The 17,553-nt window shown below is 64.7% G+C and carries 17 protein-coding genes; 12 read left to right on the forward strand and 5 right to left on the reverse strand.

Translation table 11 applies throughout. The features are described from left to right. Positions 1-78: 78 nt before the first annotated feature. Positions 79-579 (forward strand): MmcB family DNA repair protein, encoded by a 501-nt coding sequence (locus LB554_RS09960; protein WP_181171036.1) that lies wholly within the window; start codon positions 79-81, stop codon positions 577-579. 245 nt (positions 580-824) lie between these two features. Here the strand turns inward: LB554_RS09960 and nhaA are convergent, their stop codons facing one another. The 5 genes from nhaA to LB554_RS09985 form a co-directional block, all read right to left on the reverse strand. Beyond that, on the reverse strand, positions 825-2,018 hold the full coding sequence (gene nhaA / locus LB554_RS09965; RefSeq protein ID WP_224584314.1) for a Na+/H+ antiporter NhaA: 1,194 nt from the start codon (positions 2,016-2,018) through the stop codon (positions 825-827). A gap of 230 nt (positions 2,019-2,248) precedes the next feature. Continuing rightward, the gene (locus LB554_RS09970) at positions 2,249-2,812 is read right to left on the reverse strand and encodes an ActR/PrrA/RegA family redox response regulator transcription factor (RefSeq protein WP_224524251.1); all 564 of its coding nucleotides are present in this window, start codon (positions 2,810-2,812) and stop codon (positions 2,249-2,251) included. Positions 2,813-2,876: 64 nt separating this feature from the next. Then, complete coding sequence (locus tag LB554_RS09975) at positions 2,877-4,208, reverse strand: ActS/PrrB/RegB family redox-sensitive histidine kinase (protein WP_140614913.1); 1,332 nt, start codon at positions 4,206-4,208, stop codon at positions 2,877-2,879. A 26-nt stretch (positions 4,209-4,234) separates the two neighbouring features. Further along, positions 4,235-6,697: an ATP-dependent helicase HrpB gene (gene hrpB / locus LB554_RS09980; protein WP_224524249.1), complete on the reverse strand. Its 2,463-nt coding sequence runs from the start codon at positions 6,695-6,697 to the stop codon at positions 4,235-4,237. Positions 6,698-6,753: 56 nt separating this feature from the next. Further along, a complete protein-coding gene (locus LB554_RS09985; protein WP_023772505.1) occupies positions 6,754-7,644 on the reverse strand; it encodes a DMT family transporter in 891 nt (296 codons plus the stop codon). A 25-nt stretch (positions 7,645-7,669) separates the two neighbouring features. On the opposite strand from LB554_RS09985, the gene LB554_RS09990 reads away from it, so the two are divergent. From LB554_RS09990 to LB554_RS10040, 11 genes are all read left to right on the forward strand, one after another. Further along, positions 7,670-8,359 carry a PIG-L deacetylase family protein gene (locus tag LB554_RS09990; protein WP_224524243.1) on the forward strand — a complete coding sequence of 230 codons (690 nt, stop codon included), beginning with the start codon at positions 7,670-7,672 and terminating at the stop codon, positions 8,357-8,359. A 261-nt stretch (positions 8,360-8,620) separates the two neighbouring features. Then, complete coding sequence (locus LB554_RS09995; RefSeq protein WP_224524241.1) at positions 8,621-9,952, forward strand: ABC transporter substrate-binding protein; 1,332 nt, start codon at positions 8,621-8,623, stop codon at positions 9,950-9,952. A 123-nt stretch (positions 9,953-10,075) separates the two neighbouring features. Further along, positions 10,076-11,023, forward strand: coding sequence for a carbohydrate ABC transporter permease (locus tag LB554_RS10000; protein WP_041163577.1), 948 nt, complete (start codon positions 10,076-10,078; stop codon positions 11,021-11,023). Next, positions 11,020-11,970, forward strand: coding sequence for a carbohydrate ABC transporter permease (locus LB554_RS10005; RefSeq protein WP_015314192.1), 951 nt, complete (start codon positions 11,020-11,022; stop codon positions 11,968-11,970). Before LB554_RS10000 ends, LB554_RS10005 begins: the two co-directional genes overlap by 4 nt. A gap of 151 nt (positions 11,971-12,121) precedes the next feature. Then, complete coding sequence (locus LB554_RS10010; protein WP_224584317.1) at positions 12,122-12,325, forward strand: hypothetical protein; 204 nt, start codon at positions 12,122-12,124, stop codon at positions 12,323-12,325. A 2-nt stretch (positions 12,326-12,327) separates the two neighbouring features. After that, the gene (locus LB554_RS10015; RefSeq protein ID WP_224584319.1) at positions 12,328-13,440 is read left to right on the forward strand and encodes an ABC transporter ATP-binding protein; all 1,113 of its coding nucleotides are present in this window, start codon (positions 12,328-12,330) and stop codon (positions 13,438-13,440) included. Further along, positions 13,433-14,446 carry an ABC transporter ATP-binding protein gene (locus LB554_RS10020; protein WP_224584320.1) on the forward strand — a complete coding sequence of 338 codons (1,014 nt, stop codon included), beginning with the start codon at positions 13,433-13,435 and terminating at the stop codon, positions 14,444-14,446. The genes LB554_RS10015 and LB554_RS10020 overlap by 8 nt, the downstream gene beginning before the upstream one ends. 68 nt (positions 14,447-14,514) lie before the next feature. Beyond that, complete coding sequence (locus LB554_RS10025) at positions 14,515-16,158, forward strand: dihydroxyacetone kinase subunit DhaK (protein WP_224584321.1); 1,644 nt, start codon at positions 14,515-14,517, stop codon at positions 16,156-16,158. A 72-nt stretch (positions 16,159-16,230) separates the two neighbouring features. Then, complete coding sequence (gene dhaL, locus LB554_RS10030; protein ID WP_041163578.1) at positions 16,231-16,833, forward strand: dihydroxyacetone kinase subunit DhaL; 603 nt, start codon at positions 16,231-16,233, stop codon at positions 16,831-16,833. Next, complete coding sequence (dhaM, locus tag LB554_RS10035; RefSeq protein WP_015314198.1) at positions 16,830-17,219, forward strand: dihydroxyacetone kinase phosphoryl donor subunit DhaM; 390 nt, start codon at positions 16,830-16,832, stop codon at positions 17,217-17,219. Before dhaL ends, dhaM begins: the two co-directional genes overlap by 4 nt. Positions 17,220-17,240: 21 nt before the next feature. Then, positions 17,241-17,543 (forward strand): HPr family phosphocarrier protein, encoded by a 303-nt coding sequence (locus LB554_RS10040; protein ID WP_015314199.1) that lies wholly within the window; start codon positions 17,241-17,243, stop codon positions 17,541-17,543. Positions 17,544-17,553: the final 10 nt, after the last annotated feature.

Consider the following 17,553-nt stretch of genomic DNA (forward strand, 5'->3'; position numbering starts at 1 on the left):
CAGTTGGGTCTGTCAAATATATAATCGCCTCCTAAAACCGGGTTCAAACCGTGAACAAAGTCTGGCATGGTGCCTGCCATGCCGATCATCTCCCCGATTCTCCTGAACCCTCTGATCGACGGTCGCCAGTCCGAGCGCGCCATGCTGGTGCGGCGGGGCGTGCAGCGGTTGCTGATGCAGATGGGCGCGCATGTGCTGCCCGAGTTGTCGTTGGCCACCGGCCGGCGCGCCGATCTCGTGGCGCTGACGCGGCAGGGCGATATCTGGATTATCGAGATCAAATCCTCGATCGAGGATTTTCGCGTCGACCGCAAATGGCCCGATTACCGGCTGCATTCCGACCGCTTTTTTTTCGCCACACATCCCGGCGTGCCGGCCGAAATCTTTCCCGAGGAATGCGGCTTCATTCTCTCCGACGGCTATGGCGCCGAGATCTTGCGTGATGCGCCCGAGCACCGCATGGCGGCGGCGACGCGCAAGGCGCTGATGCTGCGCATCGCGCGCGCCGGCGCGGCGCGGCTGCTGGCGGCGGAACTGGCGGGTGTCGCGGTGCCTGCGCTGGAGGGGGAGAGCGAGTAATCGCGGCCCTGAAATTGACGCCGCAACTGTCAGATGCTGGCGCCGCCCCTCATCTGCCTGCCGGCATCTTCTCCCCGTATAGAGACGGGGAGAAGGGCGCTCATCATGGATTTCGCCGATCGCCGGCGTTGCAGAAAAAGGCGGCTGCGTTGCGGCCCACCCTTTCGACCCGTTTACGGGGAGATGGCGGCAACCAGGTGAGAGGCGGCGCGGCGTTGCCCGCCAGATGCTCCAGCCCGGAACGGCTACTCCGTCTCTTCCTCGCCACCCACAGCCGGGGCCATCAGCAGCACCGCGGCACCAAGCAGCGCGGCGATGAAGGAACCGGCAAGGATGCCGACCTTGACCGCGTCCTGCAGCGCCACGTCGTTGGCGAAGGCGAGCAGGCCGATGAACAGGCTCATGGTGAAGCCGATGCCGCACAGGAGCGAAATGCCGATCATGTGCGGCCAGCCGGCGTTGGCCGGCAGGTCGGCGAGGCCGAAGCGGATGGCGAGCGCGGAGGAGCCGAAGACGCCGACCAGCTTGCCGACGACGAGACCGGCTGCGACGCCCAGCGTGAGCGGCTCGATCAGGGCGCTAAAACTCAGGCCGGTGAGCGAAACGCCGGCATTGGCAAAGCCGAAGATAGGGATGACGATAAACGCCACCAGCTTGTGCAGGCCGTGCTCGAGCCGGTGCAGCGGCGAATGGTCAAGGTCGTGGCCGATGCCGGCCGAGCGTTCGAGCGGAATGGTCAGCGCAAGTGCCACGCCGGCCAGCGTGGCATGGACGCCGGACTTCAGCACCAGTACCCACAGGATGGCGCCAAGCACGAGATAGGGCACAAGGTTCATCACCCGCATACGGTTGAGCAGGACGAGCACGGCAATCACGGCGAAGGCCGCGCCGAGATAGGCCAGCGACAGGCCGCTGGTGTAGAATATGGCGATGATGATGACGGCGCCGAGGTCGTCGATGATGGCAAGCGCGGTCAGGAAGACCTTCAGCGAGGCCGGCACGCGGCTGCCGAGCAGCGACAGGACGCCGAGCGCGAAGGCGATGTCGGTGGCGGTCGGGATCGCCCAGCCGGACAGTGCGGCCGAATTGTTGCTGTTGATGGCGACATAGACCAGCGCCGGCACCACCATGCCGCCGGCCGCCGCGATGCCGGGCAGCACCCGGCGCGGCCAGGTCGAGAGCTGGCCGTCCAGCATCTCGCGCTTGATCTCCAGCCCGACGAGCAGGAAGAACACCGCCATCAGCCCGTCATTGACCCAGTGCGAGACGCTGAGCGGGCCGAGATAGGCGTGGAGAACCGAGAAGTAGGTCCCGGCGAGCGGCGAATTGGCGACGATCAGGGCAAGGGCGGCGGCCACCATCAGGATGATGCCGCCGGCCGCCTCGCTGTCGAGGAACTCGCGGAAGACGGAAACCGGCCGTCGCTTCAAATCCTGCATGTCGCCTCCGTCATGCCGCCTGCCGGCGTGCGTCATTTGCAATGATGCGCAAAGTCCGGCCGCCGGGCAAGCATGGGACCCTTTTCAGCGCCTCGGAGACTGTTTCGAATTCGCTCTGACTGGTCATATGGTGGTTGAGAACCGCAGCGCAGCGGACATTCGTCCGTGAGCAAGGGAAGCGCAGAAAACGCCGCCAGATGGCCGCCAGAGCAGAATTTCCAAACAGTCTCTCAGCGCGGCGCGCGCTTGGCCAGGATCCGCTGCAGCGTGCGGCGATGCATGTTGAGCCGGCGTGCGGTCTCTGAAACGTTGCGCTCGCACATTTCGTAGACGCGCTGGATATGCTCCCAGCGCACGCGGTCGGCCGACATCGGGTTTTCCGGCGGCGCGGCGCGCTCGCCGGTGGTGCGGGTCAATGCCGCAAAGATATCGTCGGCGTCGGCGGGTTTCGACAGATAGTCGACGGCGCCGAGCTTCACCGCCGTCACCGCGGTGGCTATGTTGCCGTAACCGGTCAGGATGATGGTGCGGGAGTCCTCACGCTTCTCGCGGATGGCGGCGACGACATCGAGGCCGTTGCCGTCGCCCAGCCGCATGTCGACCACCGCATAGGCGGGCGGATTGGCGCGCGCCTTGCCCACGGCCTCCTCGACGCTCTCCGCCGTCTCGACCACGAAACCCCTGGTTTCCATGGCACGGGCCAGACGGGTCAGGAACGGCTTGTCGTCATCGACGATCAGAAGCGAGGTGTCCTCGCCTTCAACCATAGGCCCACTGTTCTCATCGCCTGTCATCGTCTCGAAAATTCCTGCTGCCTTATTTTTACGCAGATATAGTTTTGCGGGGCCATTGTCCAATTTACGCAGTGTCAAACATGGTGGCTGGGGCCGATTCCGGGTTCAGGAAGACGCTTCTCGGCCACGAAATCCGCACCACGGCCCCTTCGCCGAGGCCGCTCGAATTGCGAAAGTCGAGCGTGGCGCCCGAACGTTCGAGCAATGTCTTGGCGATAAACAGGCCGAGCCCGAGGCCGCCTCCGGCTTCCGTGCCCTGGCGTGTCGACATGTAGGGTTCACCGATGCGGTCGATGATCTCGGGCGGGAAACCCGGGCCGTCATCGGTGATCGAGAAGGAGACCGTCGCCTCGTCCCAGCTCCAGCGCACGGTGACGCTCTTGCGGGCGAAATCGACCGCGTTCTCGACCAGATTGCCGAGACCATAGATGACGCCGGGATTGCGGCGCCCGACCGGCTCCGGCCCGGTCCGCTCGCCAGGGCGAAGCTTGATCGAGATGCCGAAGTCGCGATGCGGCGCCGTCACCTCCTCGACCAGCGAGGTCAGTGGCAGGCGGGACAGATGTGCCTCGCCCTCCGACGACAGGCTGGTCAGGCGCTTGAGGATTTCACGGCAACGCTCGCTCTGAGAGCGCAGCAGCTTCACGTCTTCCCCGTATTTCGGATCGCTGCCGAGCGCCTTTTCCATCTCCTTGGCGACGAGCGTGATCGTGGCGAGCGGGGTGCCGAGTTCGTGCGCCGCCGCCGCCGCCAGCCCGTCGAGCGCGGAAAGGTGCTGCTCGCGCTGCAGCACCAGTTCCGTGGCGGCGAGCGCGTTGGCCAATAGCCGCGCTTCGGCGGCCACCCGGAAGGCGTACATGGCGGTGAAGGCAATGGAGGACAGCACCGCCATCCACATGCCGGCGACATAGATGAAGGGCATCACCAGGGGCGCGCCTTCGTACCAGGGCAGCGGGAGATGGCGAAAGACCAGCAAGGTCGCCGCGATCATCACCAGCCCGCCGAGGATGGCGGTGAGGCGAAGGGGCAGCGACGTCGCCGAAATGACGACGGGTACGGTCATCAGCAGCGAGAACGGATTGGTCAGGCCGCCGGTCATGTAGAGCAGGCCGGCAAGCTGCAGGCTGTCGAAGACCAGGATGCCGAAGGCGGCGAACGGGGTGAGCCGGTGCGCGGCCGGAAAGCGAAAGGCCAGAAACAGGTTCATCCAGGCCGAACAGGCGATGAGGGCAAAACACAGACTGACCGGCAGCGGAAACTTCAGGCCGTAGGCGACGACGAGCACGGTCACGCTCTGGCCGACAATGGCCAGCCAGCGCAGCCGGATCAGCGTGTTGAGGCGCAGTCGCTGGCTTTGCTGGAAGTCGGGCGTGTTCAGGATGTTGATCATGGCCATGGATTACAGCCGCAAACCAGCAAAGGCTAGGTCCCGCGCGGCTTGGCGCGGGCGGTGGCGGCGGCGAGCAATGGGTTTTCCGGCCAGACATGCTTGGGATAGCGGCCGCGCATGTCGGCGCGCACATCGGTCCAGGAGCCGCGCCAGAAGCCAGGCAGGTCTCGCGTCGTCTGGATCGGCCGGTGCGCCGGCGACAACAGTTCAAGCGTCAAGGGGACGGTGCCGTTGGCGATCGACGGATGGCGGTCGAGGCCGAACAATTCTTGCACGCGCACCGCCAGAACCGGCCATTCGCCGTCATAGCGGATCGGCACATGGCTGCCCGACGGGGCATCGAAATGAGTCGGCGCCAGTGCTTCGATCTTGCGTTGCAGGTCATGTGGCACGAGCGACGCCAGCCCGGCCGCGACAGTTCCGGGATCGATGGCGGCCAGGGAGGCCGCACCGGACAGAAAAGGCAGCAGCCAGTCGTCGAGGCGCGCGATGAGCGCTTCATCCGACATGTCGGGCCAGGGCTCGCCCAAGCCCTTGTGCAGCCAGGACAGCCGGTGGCGCAGCGTCTGCGCCTCCTTGCTCCAGGTCAGAAGGGAAAGCCCATGCTCGCGCAGGGCCTCGATGATGGCGCGGTCGGCGTCGGCGCCGGCCGGCGGCGGCAACATGCGTTCGGCGAGCGTGATGGCGTCAAGCCGCACGGTTTCGCGCACCCGCACGGCGCGCCTGTCGCGATCGAAACTCGTCTGCCGGCGCGTTTCGATCCTGCCGCCAAGTGCTGCCCGGATGTCCTCCTCACTGCTTGCCGCAGCCGCCGTAATGCGGGCATTCTGCGCCTTGCCTTGCACGTCCGCGACGACCAGAAACGGCTCGCCCGCCAGCGGGTCGCCGGCGTCGAGCATGGCGCCGGAACCATTGGCCAGCACGAAACGGCCGCGCTCGCCGCGCGCCTTGGCGACGCGGTCCGGCCAGGCGTGGATGAGCAGGGTTCCGGCTGGAACAGCTCCGTTGGTCTTCGCACCGCCTACCTGCCTGGCCAGGCGCTCGGCAAGCTGGCGCGCCGACGTGGCACGCGGCGATCTTTCCGCGCGAAAGCGCATCAATCGCCGTTCGAGGTCGGCACCGTCACCGCCAAGGCCACGCTCGGTCAGCAGCACGGCAAGCATGGCCGCCTCACCACCATGACCGCTGCTGGCCGCCTCGGCGACCATATGCGCCAGCCGCACCGGCAGAGCGAGCTTGCGCATCGCAGCGCCCGCGTCCGTCAACCGCCCTGCCTCATCAATCGCATCGAGCGCGCGCAACAGCGCCCGTGCTTCATTGAGCGCGGGAGCCGGCGGCGGATCGAGGAAAGCAAGACTGGCTGGATCAGCGACACCGAAGGCGGCGCAGTCGAGCAGCAGGCCCGACAGGTCCGCCTCAAGGATTTCCGGGGGGGTGAAGGCGGGAAGTGCGGCCGTCTGCTCTGCACGCCACAGCCGGATGGCGACGCCGGCCTGCGTGCGGCCGGCGCGGCCGGCGCGCTGGTCGGCTGAGGCCTTGCTGACACGCACGGTTTCCAATCTGGTCAGTCCGCTGGCCGGCTCATAGCGCGGCAGCCGCGACAGGCCGGAATCGATGACGACGCGCACGCCGTCGATGGTGATGGAGGTCTCGGCGATGGAGGTCGCCAGCACCACCTTGCGGCGGCCCGTCGGTGCCGGCTTGATCGCCGCGTCCTGCGCCTTGCCGTCGAGCAGGCCATAGAGCGGGACGATATCGGTGGCGGCGCCGACCTTGCCGGCCAGCCGCTCGGCGGTGCGCTCGATCTCGCGCTGGCCGGGCAAGAAGGCAAGCACGCTGCCGCTCTCCTCGGCAAGGGCGGCGCGGATCGCCTTGGCCATGGCGTCCTCGATCGGCACACCGGCCGGCCGCTCGTCGTATCTGACATCGACGGGAAAGGCGCGGCCCTCGCTTTCGATCACCGGCGCGCCCGACAGGAGTTTCGCGACCCGTGCGCCGTCGAGCGTTGCCGACATCACCAGCAGACGCAGATCCGGCCGCAGCGCGCCTTGCACATCGAGGGCGAGAGCGAGACCGAAATCGCCGTCGAGCGAGCGCTCGTGGAATTCGTCGAAAATGACGGCCGAAACGCCGGGCAGTTCAGGGTCGTCGAGGATCATGCGCGCCAGCACGCCCTCGGTGACGACCAGGATTTTCGTCCGCGCCGAGGTGCGGTTTTCCATGCGCATGGCGTAGCCGATGGTGGCGCCGGGCTCTTCCCCCAGCAACTCGGCCATGCGGCGCGCGGCGGCGCGGGCGGCGAGCCGTCGCGGTTCGAGCAAGACGATCTTGCTCGTGCCCAGCCAGGGCGCATCGAGCAGCGCCAACGGCACCAGCGTGGTCTTGCCAGCGCCGGGCGGCGCGACCAGCACGGCGCTGTTGCCAGAGCCGAGCGCCTCTCTCAGCGCCGGCAGCACGGCGGATACCGGAAGTTCCGGCAAGGGTTTGGTCGTCATTACGCCCGCATATCAGCGGTCGCGGGCGCCGTGCAACTTTATCGCACCAGGCCTGGTTAGAGCCGTGCGCGGGAAAACGGATTCCAGCGCACCGTGCCCAGCCGCACTTCCTCGCGCACCATGGTCAGCAGGCCCGATCCGCCGACGACGGCGAGGCCGACAAGCGACAGCCAGTCCGGATATTCCCGGAAGAACAGCGCGCCGAGGATGACCGCCCAGACGATCTGCGAATAATGCGTCGGCGCAATCCGGTTGGCCGGAGCGTATTTGGCGGCCAGCAACTGCAGCAATTGTCCACAGGCGGTGAAGGCGCCCGCCATCACCAGCCATGCCAGCTGTTTTCCATCCGGGACGGTGAAGGAGGTCGCGGCGGCACCGATGCCGTTGAACAGCAGCCCATAGCCGATCAGCACGCCGAGCATGGTCGTGCGTTTTTCCTGCTGCGCCAGCGACCGCATCAGGATGACGTTGGTGGCGGCGAGGAAAGCGATGGTGAAAGCAGCAAGGTGACCAAGGTGCAGCTCGCGAAAGCCCGGCCTGACAACCAGCATGACGCCGGCAAAGCCGGCGACCACCGCCAGCCAGCGCCAGGGCCCGACCTTTTCCTTGAGGATCACGGTGGACAGAATGGTGACGCAGAGCGGCGCCAGAAAGATGAGCGCATAGGTCTCGGCCAGCGGAATGGTGGTGAAAGCATAGACGCTGAGCACGCCCGACGCGATGCCGGCCCAGGCCCGCGCCTGCACCGCCCAGGGACGTTTGGCGCGCCAGAAATCACGCCAGCGCTCGTTGGCCGGCCGGCTGAAGAAGAGGAAGCAGCCGGCAAACAATGTCGAGAAGAAGCCGATCTCGAACACCGTGAATTGGCCGCCCAGGCTCTTGATAACGGCATCGCTGCCCGAATAGCTTGCATAGGCGATCAGGGCGAGCAGGATTCCGTTCGGCACGTTTTTCATTTCCGGGGAGAGAGAGTTGAAAATACTGGCACTCGGTGCTCATCCAGACGACATCGAGATCTTCATGTTCGGTACGATGGCCGCCTATGCCGCGCAAGGCGCAGAACTCACTTTTGCCGTGGCTACCGATGGTGCCAGGGGCGGCAAGAGCGATCCCGCTTTTCTGGCTCGTTTCCGGCGCGAGGAGGCAATGGCCGCGGCCGCGCTGCTCGGGGCGGCAGCCCGCTTCCTCGACTTTCCCGATGGCGGGCTGGTGGCCGACGCCGCGCTGATCGATGCACTGAAAACACTGATCAGCGAGATCGGGCCGGACCTGGCGATCACGCACGCGCCCAACGACTATCATGCCGACCACCGCGCGCTGTCGGACGGCGTGCGCATCGCTGCTTCGTTCGGGGTTCCGGTGCTGCATGCCGATACGATGGGCGGCACCGGATTCTCGCCGACGCACTATGTCGATATTTCCGCCCATGCCGACATCAAGGCCAAGGCGATCCGCATGCACCAGTCGCAGGACCCGGACCGCTTCGTTGACATTGCACTGACGCAAAACCTTTTTCGCTCGGGCCAATGCAACGGCGCGCAAGGTTCGCTGGCCGAAGCCTTCCGCTTCGAGCCGACGTTTCCCTTCGGCGACATCCGCGCGCTGCTGCCGCCGGCGCCACCGATCCGGACGGTGATGGTGAGCACCAAGCGGGTCGACTGAACCCGCGGACGATCGGCCAGGGGTATCCCGTTCCGCGCTCGTCCGCCTGATGCGGCGCTTTTCTCAACTTTTCAGAGACCGGCTTCAGCATGTTGCGGCGCAGCAACGAATTCGCTTGCCTTGTTTAGTAAAAATTGCATCACTAAACAAATTACTAAACATCCGCGGCGCGACGACGCCGCCATGTTTGGGCCTCTGAGGAGAGAGGTTGAGGGATCTTGAGACCGTCATCCGGACGTGTTTCGCAAATGGGAGGAAGGCATGAAATCGAGCTTGAAACTGGCGTTGGGACTGACCTCGGCGATCGCAGCGTCGACAGCTATCTCGAGCGCCGCGCACGCTGAAGACCTGACGCTGTGCTGGGCCGCCTGGGACCCGGCCAACGCGCTGGTCGAACTGTCCAAGGATTTCACCAAGGAAACCGGCATCGGCATGAAATTCGAGTTCGTGCCGTGGACCAACTACGCCGACCGTTTCCTCAATGAGCTGAACTCGCACGGCAAGCTCTGCGACCTGATCATCGGCGACAGCCAGTGGATCGGCGGTGCCGCCGAGAATGGCCATTACGTCAAGCTGAACGACTTCTTCGACAAGGAGAAGATCAGCATGGACGACTTCGTGCCGGCGACCGTCGTCGGCTATTCGGAATGGCCGAAGAACACGCCCAACTACTGGGCGCTGCCGGCCATGGGCGACGTCGTCGGCTGGACCTACCGCAAGGACTGGTTCTCCAAGCCCGAACTGCAGAAGGAATTCAAGGAGAAGTATGGCTGGGACCTCGGCCCGCCGGCCACTTTCGACCAGCTGAAGCAGATCGCCGAATTTTTCCAGAAGCGGCAGGTCGACGGCAAGACGGTCTATGGCGCCTCGATCTACACCGAGCGCGGCTCGGAAGGCATCACCATGGGCGCCATGGACGTGCTCTACAGCTACGGCTTCCAATACGAGAACCCGAAGAAGCCTTACGAGATGGAAGGCTTCGTCAATTCGCCAGACGCCGTCAAAGGCCTGGAATTCTACAAGGCGCTCTACGATTGCTGCACCCCTCCGGGCGCCTCGAACAGCTACATGGGCGAAGGCGTCGATGCCTTCAAATCCGGCCAGGTGGCGATGCACATGAACTTCGCCTTCACATGGCCGGGCCTGCAGAAGGACGAGAATGTCGGCGGCGACAAGATCGGCTATTTCGTCAATCCAAAGGGTCCCGGCGGCGCCCAATTCGCCCAGCTCGGCGGCCAGGGTATTTCGGTGGTCTCCTATTCCGACAAGCAGGAATCGGCGCTGAAATACATCAAGTGGTTCGCCAACAAGGACGTCCAGGCCAAATGGTGGTCGCTCGGCGGTTATTCCTGCCTCAACGCGGTGGTCAAGGACCCGAAATTCCCGGCCAGCCAGCCCTATGCGCAAACCTTCCTCGACTCGATGGCGATCGTGAAGGACTTCTGGGCCGAGCCGAGCTACGCACCACTGCTGCAAGCCTCGCAGAAGCGCTTCCATGACTATGTCGTCGCCGGCCAGGGTTCGGCCAAGGATGCGCTCGACGGCCTGGTCAAGGACTGGACGCAGGTCTTCCAGGACGACGGCAAGATGTAGCCGCGACAACCGCAAGGCTCCTCCCGAGCCATGACGCCGCGTCCCGTGCCGCCCTTGGCACGGGACGCGGTTCAGATAAATTCCATGACAGAGACGAACGAAGTGACCGAAGCAGGACTGACCATGCTCAATCGGACCGCGGAGACCGTTGCCCGGGCGACCCCGGAACCGTTGGCCCGCAAGGTCCGGGGCATCAGCGACAAGGGCCTCGCCTGGCTGTTCATCTCGCCGACGATCCTGTTGCTGCTCGCCATCAACATCTTCCCGCTGTTCTGGGCGATCTACCTGTCGTTCACCAATTTTCGCGCGAACCGGCCAAACGAGGTGGTGAAGAACCTCGGCTTCGCCAATTACCAGCGCATCCTTGGCGACCAGGACATCTGGATCGCCATGCAGACGACGGCGCATTTCGTGTTCTGGACCATCCTCTTGCAGACGCTGATCGGCTTCACGCTGGCCTGGCTGATCGACCGCAAGTTTCGCGGCCACGCTTTCTGGACGACGCTGATCCTGGTGCCGATGATGCTGTCGCCGGCGGTGGTCGGTAATTTCTGGCGCTTCCTCTACGAGCCGCAGATCGGCCTGTTTTCCTATGTCATCTCGTTCGTGTCGGGCATTCCGCCGACAAGCATCCAGATGCTTTCCAACGTCTCGCTGGCGCCGTGGTCGATCATCATCGTCGATACCTGGATGTGGACGCCCTACGTGATGCTGATCTGCCTCGCGGGCCTGCGCTCGATCCCCGAATATATTTATGAAGCGGCCGAGGTCGACCGCGCCTCCAACTGGCGGCAGTTCTGGTCGATCACGCTGCCGATGGCGCTGCCCTTCATCATGCTGGCGGTGCTGTTTCGCGGCATCGAGAACTTCAAGATGTTCGACATGGTCAACCTGCTCACCGGCGGCGGGCCGGGCTCGACCACCGAAGTCGCCTCGATCACGCTGAAACGGCAGGCCTTCGAGAGCTGGCGTACCGGCTATTCCTCTGCCTTCGCCATCATCCTGTTCGTCGCGGTGTTCGGTCTCGCCAACATCTACGTCAAGGCGCTCAACAAGGTGAAGCAGAGATGAGCCTGACCACAGCCCATTCGGTCGTCGCGCCCTCGTCGAATTCGAAGCGCATCGCCGGCGCCATCATCATCGCCTACGCGTTGATCTCGATCGTGCCGCTCTTGTGGATCTTCGCCACCAGCTTCAAGACGCCGCCGGATTCGATCGCCTATCCGCCCAAGATCGTGTTCCAGCCGAGCATCGAGGGCTACTGCAACCTGTTCACGACGCGCACCAGGCAGACGCCTGAATATATCAACTCGCTCGGACCGGCGACGGGCTTCTGCGACGAGACCGTGCGCAAGCGCAACATGGTGATCGCCGGACCATCCAACTTCCTGCCGCGCTTCATCAATTCGCTGATCATCGCCTTCGGCTCGACCTTCTGCGCCGTCTTTCTCGGGACACTGTCGGCCTACGGCTTCTCGCGCTTCAAGGTGCCGCTGGCCGACGACCTTCTGTTCTTCATCCTGTCGACACGCTTCATGCCGCCGATCGCGGTCGCCATTCCCATCTACCTGATGTACCGCGAGCTTGGCCTGTCGGACACCGCCCTCGGCATGATCCTGCTCTACACGGCGGTCAACGTGTCGCTCGCGGTGTGGCTGCTCAAGGGCTTCATCGACGAAATCCCGCGCGAATATGAGGAAGCGGCGATGATCGACGGTTACACGCGGCTGCAGGCCTTCTGGCGCACCGTGCTGCCGCAGGCGACCACCGGCATTGCCGCCACGGCGATCTTCTGCCTGATCTTCGCCTGGAACGAATATGCCTTCGCCGCACTGCTGACTTCCGGCACGGCACAAACAGCGCCGCCCTTCATCCCGACCATCATAGGCGAAGGCGGCCAGGACTGGCCGGCCGTGGCGGCCGGCACGACGATCTTCCTGGTTCCAATCCTGGTCTTCACCATCCTGCTCCGCAAGCAATTGCTGCGCGGCATCACCTTCGGTGCGGTGCGCAAATGATTAGTGTGGAAGGGCGCGAACTTGATTCAGCCAGGCTCCCTTCCTCTCCCTCTGAGGGGGGGAGAGGTGGCGCTGCGGAGCAGCGACGGAGTGGGGGAACCACCGGGCAACCATCTCTCCCTTTGAACGGGGAAAAGGGAGGACGCTACGCATGACGCGCCCCACCATCTTCAGGAAATCGCGCTGGCCCCGCTGGGCCAGGCGCGGGCTGATGGAAAACATTGCCACGGCGCTGATCGCCATCGGCTTCCTGATGCTGTTCCAGCCCTTCGCGCTGTCGCTCTACACCTATTCCTTCATCACCATGCTCGCCGGCACGGTGATGTTCATCATCGTCTCGAAGTTCCCGGAATAATCATGGCCGAAATTCGCGTCCAACATCTGAGAAAGGCCTTCGGCGATTTCGTCGCCGTCCAGGATTCCAACTTCGTCGTCGAGGACGGCGAGTTCTTCGTCATGCTGGGGCCATCGGGCTGTGGCAAGACGACGACACTGAGAATGATCGCCGGGCTCGAACTGCCGACCGGCGGCCAGATCCTGCTCGGCGGCGACGACGTCACCATGCTCAGGGCCCGCGAGCGCGACATCGCTTTCGTCTTCCAGCTGTTCGCGCTCTATCCGCACATGAATGTGCGCAAGAACATCGGCTTCCCACTTTTGGCGCAAGGCATGCCCTCGGCCGAGATCCGCACCCGCGTCGAGGAAACGGCGAAGCTTCTGCGCATCGACCATCTGCTCAACAAATCCGTATCCGGCCTTGCCGGCGGCGACCGCCAGCGCGTCGCGCTTGGCCGCGCCATCGTGCGGCGGCCGAAATGCTTCCTGATGGACGAGCCACTCGGCACGCTCGATACCGAATTCCGTGACCTCATGGTCCATGAGCTGCGCGAACTGCACAACCGCATCCACGCGACGACCGTGTACGTCACGCATGACCAGATGGAAGCCATGTCAATGGCCGACAAGATCGCGGTGATGAACCACGGCGTCATCGAGCAGTTCGGCACGCCCCGCGAGATCTACGACCGCCCCGCTACCATGTTCGTGGCCGACTTCATCGGCTCGCCGCCGATGAATTTTTTGAAATTTGGCGGTGGACTCACAAAAGGCGCTAAGGAGGTGGTCGTCCAAGGGGCGACAGTGGCAGTGCCAGAGGTGCGCGAGGACGTAGCACCTGCCGACATGGCGCTCGGCATTCGCCCCGAACACATCCGCTTCGACGATACATCCAAGCTGCGCGGCGCCATCTACGGCACCGAATATCTCGGCACCACCCAGATCGTCGCGGTGGAAACGGCGGACGGCATCATCAAGGCGCGGGTGCCGGCCGAAATCCGGCTCAATGCTGGCGACCATGTCGGCCTGACACTGAACGGCGCGCGGCTGTCGCTGTTCGAAAAAGGCTCCGGGCGCGCGGTGAGAACGGCAATCCACGACACCGCCTCTCAGGGGAGAGCGCAGCATGGCTGACGTGCACATCAAAGGCGTGACCAAAAGCTTCGGCGACCATGTCGCCGTCAGCGGGCTCGACCTGCATATATCGGACGGCGAATTCGTCGTGCTCTTGGGGCCGACCGGCGCCGGCAAGACGACCACACTGCGGCTGATTGCAGGGCTGGAACGGCCGGATGCAGGCACGATCGAGATCGGTGGCCACAATGCCACGACCCTGTCACCGGCCGAGCGCGACACAGCCTTCGTCTTCCAGCAATATTCGCTCTATCCGCATCTGTCGGTGTTCGACAACCTCGCCTTCCCACTGCGCTCGCCGGCGCGGAAAATACCGGAAGACCAAATCCGCCGCCGGGTCGAGGAGGTCGCGAAGATGGTGCGCATCCATCACAAGCTTGCCAACCGTTCGACCAAATTGTCGGGCGGCGAAATGCAGCGTGTCGCCATCGGCCGCGCGCTGGTGCGCAAGCCTTCCATCTACCTGATGGACGAGCCGCTGTCGTCACTCGACGCCAAGCTGCGCGCGGATCTCAGGCTCGAATTGAAGCGCATCCAGTCCGAGCTCGGTGCCACCATGCTCTACGTCACGCACGACCAGATCGAGGCGATGACCATGGCCGATCGCATCGGCATCCTCGCCGACGGCGTGCTGGTACAGATCGGTTCACCACGAACCATTTATTCGGAACCGGCAAATCTGCATGTCGCGGCAAGGCTCGGCCAGCCGGCGATCAATCTTTTGCCGACGGGGCTACTTCCCGATAGCGGCGCGCCGGCCGGCACCAGGACAATCGGCGCGCGCACCGAGCACCTGGCGATCGAGAAGGCCGTGAATGGCCATGCTGATGGCGTCGTCGACTGGGTCGAGCATCTCGGCGATCAGAACCATCTGCACGTGACGGTGGGGCCGAAGAAGCTGGTGACGCTGACCGATCCCGACACCGATCTGGCGCAAGGCGACGAGGTGGTGATCCGCTACCGCTCGCCGCTCTATTTCGGCGCCGACGGACAACGATTGATGTGAGCGGCTTCGGCGCCCCCGCCAAGGGGACGCCGGCTTCCGATTGAGATTGCGAATACGGGACGAATTCGATGAAGCACTTTTTCAACCGCAGGGAAACGATCGTCACCGAGGCCCTGGACGGCCTGTTGCGCACCATTGGCTCAGGCGACCTCGCGCGCCTCGACGGGTATCCCGAGATCAAGGTCGTGCTGCGCGCCGATTGGGACAAGTCCAAGGTTGCCGTCGTCTCCGGCGGCGGCGCCGGGCACGAGCCGTCGCATGCCGGCTTCGTCGGCAAAGGCATGCTGACGGCGGCGGTCTCGGGCGAGATCTTCGCCTCGCCGAGCGTCGAAGCGGTGCTGGCGGCCATTCGCGCGGTCACCGGACCAGCCGGTTGCCTGCTGATCGTCAAGAACTACACCGGCGACCGGCTCAATTTTGGCCTCGCTGCCGAGAAGGCGCGCGCCGAAGGTTTTGCCGTCGAGATGGTGATCGTCGCCGACGACATCGCGCTGCCCGACATCGCCCAGCCGCGCGGCGTTGCCGGCACATTATTCGTGCACAAGATATCAGGCCACCTGTCGGAAGCCGGCAAGGACCTGGCATCCGTCGCGGCGGCCGCGCGTGCGGCGGCAAAGGATATCATCTCGCTCGGAATGTCGTTGTCGTCCTGCTCCATTCCCGGCCAGCCGCACGAGGACAGGTTTGGCGAAAACGATGGCGAGCTCGGCCTCGGCATCCACGGTGAGCCGGGCGTCGAGCGCATCGCGGTGCAGAGTGCCGACAAGCTGGTGGCTGTCATGGCGGAGCGCCTCGCGGGGCGGCTCGACACGAAGGCCGATCATGCCTTGCTGATCAACAATCTCGGCTCCGTGCCGCCGCTCGAAATGTCGCTGGTTGCCAATGCGGTGCTTGCCTCACCGCTGGCAAAGACAGTGAAGTTCACAATCGGTCCCGGATCGTTGATGACGGCACTCAACATGAACGGGTTCTCGCTGTCGCTGATCCGGCTCGATGCGGCACGCGAGGCCGCGTTGCTGGCGCCGGTCGGCCCGCACGCCTGGATGCCGGCCAAGCCGCTCGTTGCGCCCGCTGTCGTACCGATGGCAAAAGCAGCCGGACAAAGCACGGCACACAGGGCTAGCCAGGATGCCGGGACGAGGCGCCTGATCGTCACCGTCTGCGAGAAGCTGATTTCGCTCGAAGCGGCATTGAACGGACTGGACGCCAAGGCGGGCGACGGCGACACCGGCTCGACGGTGGCGACCGGCGCACGAAGCGTTCTTGATCGGCTCGACACGCTGCCGCTTGCCGACCCCGCGGCGACCCTAGCTGCAGTGGGCGACATATTGAGCGCATCGATGGGCGGCTCCAGCGGGGTGCTGCTGTCGATCTTTTTCACAGCGGCCGGACGGGCCCTGGACGGTGGCGCCGGTGTGCCCAAGGCCCTGCTCGCCGGGCTTGAACGCATGACCTTCTACGGTGGCGCCAAACCCGGCGATCGCACCATGGTCGATGCGCTGGAGCCGGCCTTGAAGGCCCTCGACGGCAACGGCCTTGGCGACGCGGCGACAGCAGCCCGGCGCGGTGCGGAGGCCACCGCGGCCATGGAGAAGGCAAAAGCCGGGCGGTCCGCCTATGTCGGTGCCGGATTGCAGGGCGTGGTCGATCCGGGTGCTCATGCCGTGGCAGAGGTGTTCGCGGCCGCCGCCACACTGCTTGTCACGGCCTGACGCATGCATCAGTTGTCGAACGACCGTTCTTTCGCTACTGCCGGCAAGGTGCAAACCGGGAATTCGGGCGACATGACGGCGCTGGACCTTTCGAGGCTTATCACGGCCGCCGCGGATGCGATTGCCGCGCACGCCGAGGAATTGACCGCGCTCGACCAGGCGATCGGCGACGGCGACCACGGGCTGAACATGAAGCGCGGCTTCGACGCCGTACGGGCCGAGGCCGACGTGTTCGCCGCGAAGCCGCTGCCGGACGCCCTGAAGGCAATTGGCACCAAGCTGGTGATGACGGTGGGCGGCGCTTCCGGCCCGCTGTTCGGCACGCTGTTCATGGCGCTCGGCAAGGAGATTTCGGCGGAACCCGACCGCGCCAATCTGTCGGTTGCCTTCGGCAAGGCGATCGAAGCGGTGGCCGCGCGCGGCAAGTCGCAGGTAGGACAAAAAACCATGCTCGATGTGCTGCGGCCGGTGCATGATGCCTTGGCCGGGGGAAGGACGGCGGCTGAAATAGCCAACGTCGCCGACGCCGCGGCCGAAGCCACCGTGCCGATGAAGGCACTGCGCGGCCGCGCCTCGTTCCTCGGAGACCGCTCGATCGGCCATATGGATGCCGGCGCGCGCTCGACCGCGCTGCTGGTGCGCACGCTGGCGCAAATCATCGGGGGCAAGGCATGAGCAATGTCGGGATCGTGATCGTATCGCATTCGCCGCTGGTCGCCGAGGGCACGGCCGACATGGTACGCCAAATGGTCGGCGACGAGGTGCCGCTTGCGTGGTGCGGCGGAAACGGCCATGGCGGGCTCGGCACCAATGTCGAGGCGATCATGGGCGCCATCGACAAGGCCTGGTCGGACGCCGGTGTCGCCATTCTTGTCGATCTCGGCGGCGCCGAGACCAATTCGGAAATGGCGGTGGAATTGATCGGCGAGCCGCGTGCGCACAAAATCATCGTCTGCAACGCGCCGATCGTCGAGGGCGCGGTGATGGCGGCGACCGAAGCATCCGGCGGCGCCTCGCTCCGGGAAGTGGTGGCGACGGCGCACGAATTGTCGCCATCGTGAGCGAACGGGATTTTTGAAGATATGTCCGCAACCGCCGAAGCGACCGTCCTGATCACCCACGATGTGGGCCTGCATGCGCGTCCTTCGGTGAAGTTCACCAAGCTGGCCAAGAGCTTTGCCGCCGAGGTGGAGATTGCACTCGCCGCCAACGGCCCATGGTTCGATGCAAAAAGCATCGTCAAAGTGATGGCGGCCAAGGCGCCGAAGGGCACGGTGCTGCACATCAGGGCCAACGGCGATGGCGCCGATGATGCTATCCGGGCGCTGGTCGAACTGGTGCAGCGCGATTTCGACGAGGACGCCGGCCATGTCCGCTCGGCTTGAGGCCGATCCG

This window comes from Mesorhizobium sp. CO1-1-11 (assembly GCF_020164995.1).
GTDB lineage: Bacteria > Pseudomonadota > Alphaproteobacteria > Rhizobiales > Rhizobiaceae > Mesorhizobium > Mesorhizobium australicum.